This is a genomic window from Pseudomonas sp. MAG733B, from assembly GCF_036884845.1.
Taxonomy (GTDB): domain Bacteria; phylum Pseudomonadota; class Gammaproteobacteria; order Pseudomonadales; family Pseudomonadaceae; genus Aquipseudomonas.
Genome location: NZ_CP145732.1, coordinates 567,923 through 581,373 on the forward strand (window position 1 = coordinate 567,923; position 13,451 = coordinate 581,373).

Below are 13,451 nucleotides of genomic sequence, written 5' to 3' on the forward strand. Positions count from 1 at the left end.
GATCGAAAACTGCCTGTGGCGCGCTCAGGCAGTTTTCTACAGGCAAAAAAAACCCCGGACTTCTGGGAAGTTCCGGGGTTCAAGTTCTAGACCGCTAGGGCGGGGTCCAGATATCTGCCAACACTTAACACAACATAGGAGCATCGAAGGGCTTCACCAGCCATTCAGTAACTCTGAGTGGTGATTCTCCAGATTAGTTCAGATTTTTTTAAAATGCCTTTGGAATAACCCCAAGCACGATCCGGACTAAGCGCCCTTCGCCCTTCTGCCGCGGCACTATGCCGCAGCAGAAATCGCCTTTTCAGACGGCTCAGTGAGCCTCATCCCAGTTATTTCCTACGCCAACTTCCACCAGCAACGGAACATCCAGCGTCGCCGCGCCGCTCATGTACGCGCGAATTTCGCTGCTGACCTGGTCAACCAAATCTTCACGCACTTCAAGCACCAGTTCATCGTGCACCTGCAGGATGACTTTGGCATCGAGGCCGGACGACGTCAGCCAGTTGTCCACGGCAACCATGGCTTTCTTGATGATGTCGGCCGCGGTGCCTTGCATCGGCGCGTTGATCGCCGTGCGTTCGGCGGCGGCGCGCTCTTGCGGTTTATTCGAGTTGATCTCCGGAAGATACAACCGACGCCCGAAGAACGTCTCGACAAAACCTTGCTCCGCCGCCTGCGCGCGGGTGCGGTCCATGTACTCGCGAACGCCGGGGTAACGGGCGAAATAAGTATCGATGTAAGCCTTCGCTGTCTTGGTATCGACACCGATGTCTTTGCCGAGTTTCTGCGCACCCATGCCGTATATCAGGCCGAAGTTGATCGCCTTGGCGCCGCGTCGCTGGTCGGACGTCACGTCCGCCAGTTCGACCTTGAACACTTCGGCGGCGGTGGCGGTGTGCACGTCCAGATTGTGGCGGAAGGCGTTCATCAACCCTTCATCCTTGGACAGGTGCGCCATGATCCGCAACTCGATCTGCGAATAGTCCGCCGCCAGCAATTTGTAACCGGTCGGGGCGACGAAGGCCTGGCGGATACGACGCCCTTCGGCGGTGCGTACCGGGATGTTCTGCAAGTTCGGATCGCTGGAGGACAAACGCCCGGTGGACGCTACTGCCTGATGATACGAAGTGTGGATCCGGCCGGTGCGAGGGTTGATCTGCTCCGGCAGGCGGTCGGTGTAGGTGCTTTTCAGCTTGCTCATGGAGCGGTATTCCATCAGCACCTTGGGTAACCGATAGTCGTCCTCGGCCAGTTTGGCCAGCACTTCTTCGGCGGTGGACGGCTGGCCCTTGGCGGTTTTCTTGAGCACCGGCAGACCGAGTTTCTCGTAGAGGATCACGCCCAGTTGCTTGGGCGAACCGAGGTTGAACTCTTCACCGGCGATCTCGAAAGCTTCGCGCTCCAGCGCAACCATCTTCTCGCCCAGCTCGATGCTCTGGACGCCCAGCAGCGCGGCGTCGACATATGCACCCTGGCGTTCAATGCGCGCCAGCACTGGCACCAGCGGGATCTCGATGTCGGTCAGCACACTGGCCAGGCTCGGGATCGCCGTGAGTTTTTCGAACAGCGCCTGGTGCAGACGCAACGTGATGTCCGCGTCCTCGGCGGCGTAAGGGCCTGCCTGCTCAAGGGCAATCTGGTCGAAGGTCAGCTGTTTCGCGCCTTTGCCGGCGATGTCCTGGAAACTCACCGTGGTGTGATCCAGATATTTTTGCGCCAGGCTGTCCATGTCGTGGCGAGTCGCCGTGGAATTGAGCACATAGGACTCGAGCATGGTATCGAAGGCAATGCCGCGCACAGTGATGCCGTTCGCTTGGTCACCGCCGATGGCGCAATTGGCCAGGATGTTCATGTCGAACTTGGCGTGCTGGCCGACCTTGAGTTTGTTCGGGTCTTCCAGAATCGGCTTGAGCGCGCGCAATACGGTGTCGCGATCCAGTTGCTCGGGCACACCGATGTAGGAATGGGTCAGCGGGATGTAGGCCGCTTCGTTGGCCTGCACCGCGAACGACAGGCCGACCAGTTGCGCCTGTTGCGCGTCGATGCCGGTGGTTTCGGTGTCGAAGGCAAACAGCTTGGCGTTGTTCAGTTTTTCCAGCCAGACGTCAAATCGTGCCTGATCGAGGATGGTTTCATAAGCGGCCTCAGCGGTGGCGGCCGGTGCTTCGACCTCGGAGGCGCTGAACAGATCGGCGGCCGGTGCGGGCTCGGCGGCAGCGCTCAGCTCAAGGCGTTTTGCGTCGCGATCGAGGTCGTTCAACCAGCTCTTGAATTCCAGCAGGTTGTACAACTCGTAGAGTTTGGCCGGATCTTCCGCGCCCATTTGCAGGTCATCGAGGCCGATGTCCAGCGGCACGTCGACCTTGATCGTTGCCAGCTGATAGGAGAGGAACGCCATTTCCTTGTGCTCTTCGAGCTTGGCCGGCAGGGTCTTGGCGCCGCGAATCGGCAGGGTCGGGACGATGTCGAGCTGCGCGTAGAGCTCGGTCAGGCCACCGTTCACGCCGACCAGCAAGCCGGAAGCAGTCTTCGGTCCGATGCCCGGAACGCCCGGAATGTTGTCGGACGAATCGCCCATGAGCGCCAGATAATCGATGATCTGCTCGGGAGCGACGCCGAATTTCTCCTTCACGCCCTCCACGTCCATGCTGCTACCGGTCATGGTATTGACCAAGGTAATGTGGCCGTCGACCAGTTGCGCCATGTCCTTGTCGCCGGTGGAGATGATCACCGGGCGGTCAGCGGCGGCGCTGCTGCGGGCCAGGGTGCCGATCACGTCATCGGCCTCGACGCCTTCGACGCACAGCAGCGGGAAGCCCAGGGCGATCACGCTTTGGTGCAGCGGCTCGATCTGCACGCGCATGTCGTCGGGCATGCTCGGACGGTTGGCCTTGTATTCGGCGTACATGTCATCGCGAAACGTCCCACCCTTGGCGTCGAACACCACGGCGAACGGACTGTTCGGGTACTGCTTGCGCAGGCTCTTGAGCATGTTCAATACGCCCTTGACCGCACCGGTCGGCAGGCCTTTGGACGTGGTCAGCGGTGGCAGCGCGTGAAAGGCGCGGTACAGGTAAGACGAACCGTCCACCAGGACGAGGGGGGCTTGGCTCATGAGCAGGATCAACCTTTTCGGCGGGTCCGGCGCTAGAATAGCGGGACCGTTGACGACAAAGGGACAAGGTTATCATGCGCACACTAAATCGCCTGTTGCTGGCTGGCTTGTTTGCAATCACTCCATTGGCCGTCATGGCGGCGGACGATGCGCCGACACCGGATCCGGAAGTCACGATCCGCACGGAAGGGGACAAGGTCATTCAGGAATACCGTCAGAACGGTTTCCTGTACGCAATCAAGGTCACGCCGAAGGGCGCACCGCCATATTTTCTGGTGCGCGCAGACGGGACCGATGCAAACTTTATCCGCTCGGATCAGCCCGATATGCTGATTCCGTCGTGGAAGATTTTCGAGTGGAAATAGTTTCTTAATTTCAATTGGCGCTGGCCCAAAAGCGGCGCCCGTACTGGCAGCTTAAACATGTCTGTGTTCACCCCCCTGGCTCGGCCCGAGCTGGAAGCTTTTCTCGCCCCTTATGGCCTCGGCCGCCTGCTTGATTTCCAGGGGATTGCCGCCGGTAGCGAAAACACCAATTTCTTTATCAGCCTGGAGCAGGGCGAATTTGTCCTGACCCTGGTCGAGCGCGGCCCGGTCCAGGAGATGCCGTTTTTTATCGAATTGCTCGACGTGCTGCACGACGCCGATCTGCCGGTGCCTTACGCCATCCGCACCACCGACGGCGTCGCGCTGCGCGAACTGGCCGGCAAGCCTGCGCTGTTGCAACCGCGCCTGTCCGGCAAGCACATCAAGCAGGCCAACGCGCAGCATTGTGCCCAAGTCGGTGAGCTGCTCGGTCATCTGCACCTGGCGACCCAGGCGGAAAACATGATCAAGCGCAAGACTGATCGTGGCCTGGACTGGATGCTGGAAGAGGGCGCGCAGTTTCTGTCGCACCTGAATCCAGAGCAGAAAGATCTGCTGCAAAAGGCACTGGAAGAAATCACCCGGCAGAAAGAGAAAATCCTGGCGCTGCCTCGCGCCAATATCCATGCCGACCTGTTCCGCGACAATGCGATGTTCGAAGGCACGCACCTGACCGGCCTGATCGACTTCTATAACGCCTGTTCCGGACCGATGCTGTACGACGTGGCGATTGCCTTGAACGACTGGTGTTCCGATGAGCAAGGCTTGATCGACGGGCCGCGAGCGCGGGCGTTGTTGGGTGCTTATGCCGCGTTGCGCCCGTTCACCGCCGCCGAAGCCGAGCTGTGGCCGACCCTGTTGCGGGTGGCGTGTGTGCGGTTTTGGTTGTCGCGCTTGATCGCGGCGGAGTCGTTCGCCGGGCAGGACGTGCTGATTCACGATCCGATGGAGTTTCAATTGCGCCTGGCGCAGCGGCAGACGGTCAATACGCCGCTGCCTTTCGCCCTTTAAGGCGACCTGTGGGAGCGAGCTTGCTCGCGATAGCGGCGGGTCAGTCAGCAATGATGTTGAATGTGACGCCGCCATCGCGAGCAAGCTCGCTCCCACAGGAGTCGGTGTCGGCTACAACGACTCCAGGCACCCCGCCAAATCATTCCCCAACTTCTCCAGCACCTGCTCGTACCCCTGAGCAGTCGCCGGCGTGTACCCGCCCAGCGCATCCAGTTCCGCCAGTTTCACCGGCAGGCCCGCTACCAGCGTTTCCGCCAGGCGCGGACGCAACGGCGGTTCGCTGAACACGCAGGTCTTGCCGACTTCCTGCAAGCGCGCGCGCATTGCCGCGACGTGCTGTGCACCGGGTTGCACTTCGGCAGCGACACTGAACACGCCAGCGTGCTTGAGGCCGTAGGCATCTTCGAAGTAATCGAAAGCCTCGTGGAACACGAAGTAAGGTTTGCCTTCAACACCGGCCAGACGTTTTTTCAGCCGCAGGTCGAGGGCGTCGAGACGCTCATCGAAGGCCTTGAGGTTGCTCTGATAGCGTGGAGCGTTGGCAGGATCGGCCGCACTGAGGTCAGCGGCCATTTTCGTGGCGATGACTCGGGCGTTGATCGGCGATAGCCACAAATGGGCGTCCAGACTGCCTGGGCGATGATCGTGATCATGTTCGTCGGCTTCTTCGGCGTGAGAGTGGTTATCTTCGGCGAAGTGACGCAGTTTCAGGCCAGGCAGGTCCTGCACGGCGACGCTTGGCAGCGTACGACCGTTCAGCACCCGCGGCAAGAAACCTTCCATGTCCGGACCGATCCAGTACAGAAGGTCCACCGACTGCACCTTCCGTACGTCGGACGGACGCAAGGCATAGTTATGTGGCGAGGCGCCGGGAGGCAGCAAGACTTCCGGAATTGCCACGCCGTCCTGCACCGCAGCAGCGATCAGCTGTAGTGGCTTGATGCTGGTGAGGACCTTGACTTCGGCTTGCGCCGAACCGATCAGCAGAAAACTTGCGACAAATGCGACAAAGATAGAAAAAAGTCGGGACACGATGACCACTCGAAGAGGCGAGAACGGGTAACATAATAACGTCTCTCACAAAACTCGTCGCCGCTCATGCCTAAAACACCGATTGCCAGCCGTCCCCACGACCACTCTCATTGCGTGCACAGCGCTCTGTCTGAGGCCGATGCCCTGTGCGCACGTCAAGGCCTGCGCCTGACCGCGTTGCGGCGGCGAGTGCTGGAGCTGGTGTGGCAGAGCCACAAACCGTTGGGTGCCTACGACATCCTCGCGGTGCTCAGCGAGCAGGACGGCCGCCGCGCCGCTCCGCCAACCGTGTACCGCGCGCTGGATTTCCTGCTGGAAAACGGCTTGGTGCACCGCATCTCCTCCCTCAACGCCTTCATCGGCTGCAATCATCCGGAGCACGCCCACCAGGGTCAGTTCCTGATCTGCCGTGAATGCCACGCGGCCATTGAGCTCGAACAGAAATCCATCAGCGACGCGATTATCGTCAGCGCGAAGGATGTCGGGTTTGTCGTCGAAGGCCAGACTGTCGAAGTGGTCGGTCTCTGCTCGGGTTGTCAGGGGGCTTGATGAGCAACGCGCTGATCCGCCTCGAGCAGGTTGCCGTCACGTTTGCCGGGCAAACGGTGCTGGATAACATCGAGCTGAGCGTCGAGCCGGGGCAGATCGTCACCCTGATCGGCCCGAATGGCGCCGGCAAGACCACGCTGGTGCGCGCCGTGCTCGGCCTGTTGAAACCGGATAGCGGCAGCGTCTGGCGCAAGCCGAAACTGCGGGTCGGCTACATGCCGCAAAAGCTTCATGTTGATACGACCCTGCCGCTCTCGGTGCTGCGCTTTTTGCGTCTGGTGCCGGGCGTTGACCGTGCAATGGCTTTGTCCGCGCTCAAGGAAGTCGGCGCCGAGCAGGTGATCGACAGCCCGGTGCAAAGTGTCTCCGGCGGTGAAATGCAGCGTGTACTGCTGGCGCGCGCGTTGTTGCGCGAACCGGAATTGCTGGTGCTCGACGAACCGGTACAAGGCGTCGACGTAGCCGGCCAGGCCGAACTCTATAGCCTGATCACCCGCCTGCGTGACCGTCACGGTTGCGGGGTGTTGATGGTCTCCCACGACTTGCATCTGGTGATGAGCACCACCGACCAGGTGGTTTGCCTCAATCGCCACGTCTGCTGTTCCGGCCACCCGGAACAGGTCAGCGGCGATCCGGCCTTCGTCGAACTGTTCGGAAAAAACGCACAGAGCCTGGCGATTTATCACCACCATCACGACCACGCCCACGATTTGCACGGCTCGGTGGTCAAGGCGCCCGCGTCGGGCCATAACCATGTTCACGGAGATAGCTGCAAGCATGGCTGATTTTCTGCTCTACGCCCTGCTTGCAGGTCTGGCTCTGGCAGTCGTTGCTGGGCCGTTGGGCTCTTTCGTGGTCTGGCGGCGCATGGCCTATTTCGGCGACACCCTGTCCCACGCCGCGTTGCTGGGTGTGGCGTTGGGTTTCCTGCTGGATGTCAGCCCGACCGTTGCCGTCACCGTAGGCTGCTTGCTGTTGGCGGTGTTGCTGGTGACCTTGCAACAGCGCCAGCCGCTGGCGTCTGACACGCTTTTGGGAATTCTCGCGCCCAGCACCCTCTCTCTGGGTCTGGTGGTACTAAGCTTCATGCACGAAGTGCGGATTGACCTGATGGCGTATCTGTTCGGCGATCTGCTGGCGATCAGTCCGACCGATCTGGCCTGGATTCTCGGCGGCAGCGCGGCTGTTTTGGCCTTGCTGGTTGCATTGTGGCGGCCTTTGCTGGCGATCACGGTGCATGAAGAGCTGGCCAGGGTCGAAGGTCTGCCCGTGGCAGGATTGCGCATGGCGTTGATGTTGTTGATCGCCGTGGTGATTGCCGTGGCGATGAAAATCGTCGGCGTTTTGCTGATTACTTCGTTGTTGATCATCCCGGCGGCTGCGGCACAACGTCACGCCCGCTCGCCGGAACAGATGGCACTGGGCGCGAGCCTGCTGGGCATACTCGCCGTGTGTGGCGGGCTGGCGCTGTCCTGGTTCAAGGATACTCCGGCCGGACCGTCGATTGTTGTGACGGCTGCTGCACTGTTTTTGCTGAGTTTTGTTCTGCCCCGTCGAGGGGTGTAGACTTGCTCGTTTTTTGCGCAAATAGAGAGTCGCAGGAATGAAGTCGTTCGCCTCCCGTTATCTGCTCCTTGTCGCATTTTCTTTGCTGCTGGGCGCTTGTCAAAGCACGCCACCGGCGGCCACCGAGGCCCCGGATGGTCGGGCCACGGCCATTGCACAGCTTGAGCAAAGCCTGGCCAGCAGCGAACTGGCTACTGCCGAAGGTCAATTGGCCGCATTGCAGGCCGAGTCGCCCAACGATCAATCCCTTGAGCAATACCAACGACAACTGGCCGAAGCCTACTTGTTGCGTAGCCAGATCGTGTTGCAAAAAGGTGATGTGAACGCTGCCGCTACGGCTCTGGCCCGCGCCCGCGCCCTGATGCCGAAGGCACCGGCGCTGACCGGTGGCGTCAACGGTCCAATCGCTGAAGCTCGCAAGGCTGAACTGGAAAAAGCCGAAGCCGCTCTTAGAGCCGCTGAAGCGATGCCAAAAGCCAAAGTCATCGATCCGACGGCTGAAAGCACCACGGTTGCGCTGAATATCAACGATATGGGCAAGTTGCGTCGTCAACTGGATGCCATTGCCACCGATGTGGTGAATTACCAGTGTGATGTGAGTATTCAGGCACCGCGTACAGATGATTATCCGTGGCTGGCTAACTTGCTGACCAAGCGAGTGAAGAAGCTTGATCCGCAGTTTGACTTGAACCTGCAGCGGCAGATTCTGCGCAGCGTACCGGCGCAGATGGTCTTGAGCCCTCGCAAGCCTTAAAAGCATCGCGGGCAAGCCTTGCTCCTACAGGTTCAGTGTCGTTCACAATCTCAACAAACGACACTGCACCAGTAGGAGCAAGGCTTGCCCGCGATGGCGATCTGACTAGCGTTAAAAAATTGTCAGGCCGGAACAGCCTTGGCCTTCGCCTCCCTGTCCCAAACCCGATGCTGCCCGATCGCCGCAAAAAACGCCTTGAACAGCTTGGCATCCGTCCCGACGATCAACCCCGCATCAGCCTCCAGCTTCAACACATCCAGCAACTGCTTCGCCTCGCCATGCAGCGCTATCGCCTTCAAGTGTTTGTAGGCCTCCAGCAAATAATGCAGCGCCACGCCGTCAGTGCTCAGTGCCTTGATTGAGGCCGCGCCACCGGGCACGAACACCGCATCGAATGCCACTGAAGGCAAGCCTTCCATGGACGCATCCACGGGCAACATCTTGCCGTCGGCGGTTTTCACCGGCGCCGAGGTCGGCCCCAGCAGTTTGGCGTGGGCACCTTCGGCTTCCAGCGCTTTCTTCATCGCATCAATCGCTGCGCCATCCACGCCATTGGCTGCCAGGATCGCCACTTTGCGGGTCTTGATATCCGCGGGCAGCAAATTGGCCTGGCTCAAGGCCGGCGAGCGCTCCAGGGAGATTTTCGGCACTTCGACCGTCCCGGCCGTCGGCGCTGGCAACCCGAGGTTTTGCGCCACCCGCTTGGCCAGTTCCAGATCGATATTGGCGAGGATTTCATTGACCTGCCTTGCACGGATGAACTCACGTTCGACCTTGCCCAACTCGAAGCTGTAGGCGGAAATGATGTGTTCCTGCTCGTGCTTGCTCATGCTGTGGAAAAACAGCTGTGCCTGGGAAAAATGGTCGCTGAACGACTCGCTGCGTTGGCGGATCTTGTTGGCGTCGATGCGTTCCGCATAACTCTCGAAGCCGCCATCCTGTGCAGCGGGCGGGGTTTCTTTCGGCCAGCCGCCATCGATCGAATTCGGCTCGTAGGACGCGCGGCCCTTGTCGATGACGGTGCGATGCAACGCATCCCGCTGACCGCTATGGAACGGAGCAATGGGCCGGTTGATCGGGATCTCGTGAAAATTCGGTCCGCCGAGTCGGCTGATTTGCGTGTCGGTGTAGGAAAACAGCCGACCTTGCAGCAACGGGTCGTTAGAGAAATCGATGCCCGGCACCACATGCCCGGGGCAGAACGCGACCTGTTCGGTTTCGGCAAAGAAGTTGTCCGGGTTGCGATTGAGCACCATTTTGCCCAGCGGCGTAATCGGTACGAGTTCCTCAGGAATGAGTTTGGTGGGGTCGAGGATGTCGAAATCGAAAGCGTGTTCGTTTTCCTCCTCGATAACCTGCACGCCCAGTTCCCATTCGGGGTAGTCCCCCATCTCAATGGCTTCCCACAGATCGCGACGGTGGTAGTCGGTATCTTTACCCGCGAGCTTTTGCGCTTCGTCCCACACCAATGAACAAACCCCGGCAGTGGGACGCCAGTGGAATTTCACGAAGCGCGATTTGCCCTCGGCATTGATCATGCGAAAGCTGTGCACGCCGAAGCCTTGCATGCTGCGCAGGCTTTTGGGGATGGCCCGGTCGGACATCGCCCAGATGACCATGTGCGCCGATTCCGGTTGCAGTGAAACAAAGTCCCAAAAGGTGTCGTGGGCTGAACCACCGGTAGGCATCTCGTTGTGCGGCTCGGGTTTGACAGCGTGTACGAAGTCCGGAAACTTGATGGCGTCCTGAATGAAAAACACCGGCATGTTGTTGCCCACCAGGTCGTAGTTGCCTTCTTCGGTGAAGAACTTCACCGCGAAACCTCTGACGTCTCGCACGGTATCGCCTGACCCGCGAGGGCCTTGCACCGTGGAAAAACGTACGAACACCGGTGTCTTCAGGTTTGGGTCTTGGAGGAAACCTGCCTTGGTCAGCACGCTGTGGTTCTCATAGCTCTGGAAGTAACCATGGGCACCAACGCCACGCGCGTGGACGATGCGCTCGGGAATGCGCTCATGGTCAAAGTGCGTGATCTTTTCACGCATGATGAAGTCTTCGAGCAGCGACGGCCCGCGAGCCCCGGCCTTCAAGGTGTTTTGATTGTCGGCCACCTTCACGCCTTGATTGGTGCGCAAGGCCTGGCCGGTGGCGTCGGAGCGGAATTTTTCCAGGCTATCGAGTTTGGCGTTGGTGTTGTTGCGGTCCAGGGTGTCGGTCCCGGCCAGTGCGCTCTTGGTGACGGCAGGCTTCTTGGTGCTCATCAGGCATCTCTCCTCAGGCATTTTTCGGGGTGCCTAATTAGTGACTGGTGGCGTTTTTAGCCGTTCCTTTTATCTGACCTTTGATCGCGTTATTGCCAAATGACTGGTCGAATGCGAAATAAATGCTAAGAACTGCTATACGGACAGGCTAAAATGCGCGCCCGGCTAACCGCTGATCCTTTTCTAACGCGCCCCACAAGGTTCGCTACGTGATCGAGTTTCAAAACGTCCATAAAACCTACCGCGTCGCCGGTAGGGATATCCCCGCCCTGCACCCGACCAATCTTAAGATTGAGAACGGTCAGGTCTTTGGCCTGATCGGCCATTCCGGTGCGGGAAAAAGTACCCTGCTGCGTCTGATCAATCGCCTGGAGAACTCCAGCGGCGGCAAGATCATCGTCGACGGCGAAGAAGTCACCGCGCTCGACGCCAACGGTTTGCGCCGTTTCCGTCAGCAGGTCGGGATGATTTTCCAGCACTTCAACTTGCTGGCGTCCAAAACCGTGGCCGACAACGTCGCCATGCCGCTGACGCTGGCCGGTGAGCTGTCGCGCAGTGAAATCGATCAGCGCGTGGCCGAATTGCTGGCGCGGGTTGGCTTGTCCGATCACGCCAGGAAATACCCGGCGCAATTGTCCGGTGGCCAGAAGCAGCGTGTCGGAATTGCCCGCGCCCTGGCCACCAAGCCAAAAATCCTGCTGTGCGACGAAGCCACTAGCGCACTGGACCCGCAGACCACCGCGTCGGTCCTGCAATTGTTGGCCGAGATCAATCGCGAACTGAAACTGACCATCGTGCTGATCACCCATGAAATGGACGTGATCCGCCGGGTCTGCGATCAAGTCGGCGTGATGGACGCGGGCGTGATCGTCGAGCAAGGTCCGGTAGCAGATGTGTTCCTGCATCCGAAGCACGTAACCACCAAGCGCTTCGTGCAAGAAGACGAGCAGATAGACGAAAGCGAGCAACGCGACGACTTCGCTCACGTGCCGGGTCGCATCGTGCGTTTGACCTTCCAGGGCGAAGCGACCTACGCGCCGCTGCTGGGTACCGTCGCTCGCGAAACGGGTGTGGACTACAGCATCCTCGCCGGTCGTATCGATCGCATCAAAGACATTCCCTACGGGCAACTGACCCTGGCCGTGACCGGTGGTGACATGGAAGCGGCCTTCGCCCGCTTCACCGCAGCCGACGTCCACATGGAGGTGCTGCGTTAATGGAAGCCCTGACAAGTTTTTTCGCCAATATCGACTGGTTCGAAATCTGGCTGGCCACGGGCGACACCCTGCTGATGCTCGGCGGTTCGCTGTTGTTCACCGTATTGCTGGGCCTACCGCTGGGCGTGTTGCTGTTCCTCTGCAGCCCGCGCCAATTGCTGGAAGCCAAAGGCGTCTACGCGATGTTGTCACTGGTGGTGAACATCCTGCGTTCGTTGCCGTTCATTATTCTGTTGATCGTGATGATTCCGTTCACGGTGTTGATCACCGGCACGTCGCTGGGCGTTGCTGGCGCGATCCCGCCGCTGGTGGTGGGTGCCACGCCGTTCTTCGCTCGACTGGTGGAAACCGCCCTGCGTGAAGTCGATCGGGGAATCATCGAAGCGACCCAGGCCATGGGCGCGACCACGCGGCAGATCATCACCAATGCCTTGTTGCCCGAAGCCCGTCCGGGCATCTACGCAGCGATTACGGTGACAGCCATTACGCTGGTGTCCTACACGGCGATGGCCGGTGTGGTCGGCGCGGGTGGCTTGGGTGACCTGGCCATCCGCTTCGGCTACCAACGCTTCCAGACCGACGTGATGGTGGTCACGGTGGTGTTGCTGCTGATACTGGTTCAAATACTGCAAACCGTCGGCGACAAACTGGTCGTCCACTTTTCCCGTAAGTAAGACCTGAGCCGGCCATTCGCTGGCAGGCGCCAAACGGGCGCCGCAAGCGGGTACCCACATGGAGTTAGCTGAATGAAGAAACTACTCGTCGCGTTCGCTGCCGTTGCAGCCTTTTCCGCCCACGCTGCCGACACCCTGACTGTCGCGGCGACCCCGGTTCCGCACGCGGAAATCCTCGAATTCGTTAAGCCGGCGCTGGCCAAAGAAGGCGTCGACCTGAAGGTCAAAGTCTTCACCGACTATATCCAGCCGAACGTGCAAGTCGCGGAAAAACGCCTGGACGCCAACTTCTTCCAGCACCAGCCGTACCTCGATGAGTTCAACAAGGCCAAAGGCACCAACCTGGTTTCCGTGGCTGGCGTGCATCTGGAACCGCTGGGCGCTTACTCCAGCAAATACAAAACCCTGGATGAGCTGCCAAGCACCGCCACCGTGGTTATCCCGAACGACGCCACCAACGGCGGCCGTGCGCTGTTGCTGCTGGCCAAGGCTGGCGTGATCAAGTTGGCGGATGCCAACAACATCCTGTCGACCGTCAAGGACATCACCGAGAACCCGAAAAACCTGAAGTTCCGTGAGCTGGAAGCCGCGACCATCCCGCGCGTGCTGACCCAGGTCGACCTGGCGCTGATCAACACCAACTACGCGCTGGAAGCCAAGCTCGATCCGGCCAAGGATGCTCTGGTCATCGAAGGCAGCGATTCGCCTTACGTGAACATTCTGGTGGCGCGTCCTGATGACAAGGACAGCGAAGCGATGAAGAAACTGGTTGCCGCGCTGCACAGCCTGGAAGTGAAAGCCTTCATTCTCGAGAAGTACAAAGGCGCGGTCGTGCCGGCGTTCTGATTGCGGATGAAACGAAAAAGGGGCGCATTCAATGCGCCCCTTTTTTTGCCCAAAAAAAAGG

General features: G+C 59.7%; 12 protein-coding genes. 9 read left to right on the plus strand and 3 right to left on the minus strand.

The window, feature by feature from the left end; all coding sequences use genetic code 11:
- Positions 1–310: 310 nt before the first annotated feature.
- Positions 311–3,115, minus strand: a complete 2,805-nt coding sequence (gene polA / locus V6Z53_RS02585) for a DNA polymerase I (RefSeq protein WP_338584011.1) — start codon at positions 3,113–3,115, stop codon at positions 311–313.
- 74 nt (positions 3,116–3,189) lie between these two features.
- Between polA and V6Z53_RS02590 the strand changes: the two genes are divergently transcribed.
- Positions 3,190–3,480: a DUF2782 domain-containing protein gene (locus V6Z53_RS02590; RefSeq protein WP_110658219.1), complete on the plus strand. Its 291-nt coding sequence runs from the start codon at positions 3,190–3,192 to the stop codon at positions 3,478–3,480.
- A gap of 57 nt (positions 3,481–3,537) precedes the next feature.
- A complete protein-coding gene (locus V6Z53_RS02595) occupies positions 3,538–4,491 on the plus strand; it encodes a homoserine kinase (RefSeq protein ID WP_338584012.1) in 954 nt (317 codons plus the stop codon).
- Between the two features lie 111 nt (positions 4,492–4,602).
- Here V6Z53_RS02595 and V6Z53_RS02600 read toward each other — a convergent pair whose 3' ends face one another.
- Entirely contained in the window at positions 4,603–5,523 is a 921-nt protein-coding gene (locus V6Z53_RS02600; protein WP_338584013.1) for a zinc ABC transporter substrate-binding protein, read from the minus strand.
- A 66-nt stretch (positions 5,524–5,589) separates the two neighbouring features.
- On the opposite strand from V6Z53_RS02600, the gene zur reads away from it, so the two are divergent.
- Genes zur through V6Z53_RS02620 form a run of 4 tightly spaced genes read left to right on the plus strand, consistent with a single transcriptional unit; the run spans position 5,590 to position 8,392 of the window.
- On the plus strand, positions 5,590–6,072 hold the full coding sequence (zur, locus tag V6Z53_RS02605; RefSeq protein ID WP_338584014.1) for a zinc uptake transcriptional repressor Zur: 483 nt from the start codon (positions 5,590–5,592) through the stop codon (positions 6,070–6,072).
- On the plus strand, positions 6,072–6,857 hold the full coding sequence (gene znuC / locus V6Z53_RS02610) for a zinc ABC transporter ATP-binding protein ZnuC (protein ID WP_338584015.1): 786 nt from the start codon (positions 6,072–6,074) through the stop codon (positions 6,855–6,857). The genes zur and znuC overlap by 1 nt, the downstream gene beginning before the upstream one ends.
- Positions 6,850–7,638, plus strand: coding sequence for a zinc ABC transporter permease subunit ZnuB (gene znuB, locus V6Z53_RS02615; RefSeq protein ID WP_047535815.1), 789 nt, complete (start codon positions 6,850–6,852; stop codon positions 7,636–7,638). The genes znuC and znuB overlap by 8 nt, the downstream gene beginning before the upstream one ends.
- A gap of 37 nt (positions 7,639–7,675) precedes the next feature.
- Positions 7,676–8,392, plus strand: a complete 717-nt coding sequence (locus V6Z53_RS02620; protein ID WP_338584016.1) for a PA5502 family lipoprotein — start codon at positions 7,676–7,678, stop codon at positions 8,390–8,392.
- 122 nt (positions 8,393–8,514) lie between these two features.
- On the opposite strand, the gene katE is transcribed toward V6Z53_RS02620, so the two are convergent.
- Entirely contained in the window at positions 8,515–10,653 is a 2,139-nt protein-coding gene (gene katE, locus V6Z53_RS02625; protein ID WP_338584017.1) for a catalase HPII, read from the minus strand.
- A gap of 209 nt (positions 10,654–10,862) precedes the next feature.
- On the opposite strand from katE, the gene V6Z53_RS02630 reads away from it, so the two are divergent.
- The 3 genes from V6Z53_RS02630 to V6Z53_RS02640 all read left to right on the plus strand — a co-directional run bounded on the left by V6Z53_RS02630 (position 10,863) and on the right by V6Z53_RS02640 (position 13,390).
- On the plus strand, positions 10,863–11,870 hold the full coding sequence (locus V6Z53_RS02630; protein WP_338584018.1) for a methionine ABC transporter ATP-binding protein: 1,008 nt from the start codon (positions 10,863–10,865) through the stop codon (positions 11,868–11,870).
- Positions 11,870–12,544 (plus strand): methionine ABC transporter permease, encoded by a 675-nt coding sequence (locus V6Z53_RS02635; RefSeq protein WP_338584019.1) that lies wholly within the window; start codon positions 11,870–11,872, stop codon positions 12,542–12,544. The genes V6Z53_RS02630 and V6Z53_RS02635 overlap by 1 nt, the downstream gene beginning before the upstream one ends.
- A 72-nt stretch (positions 12,545–12,616) precedes the next feature.
- Complete coding sequence (locus V6Z53_RS02640; RefSeq protein WP_338584020.1) at positions 12,617–13,390, plus strand: MetQ/NlpA family ABC transporter substrate-binding protein; 774 nt, start codon at positions 12,617–12,619, stop codon at positions 13,388–13,390.
- Positions 13,391–13,451: the final 61 nt, after the last annotated feature.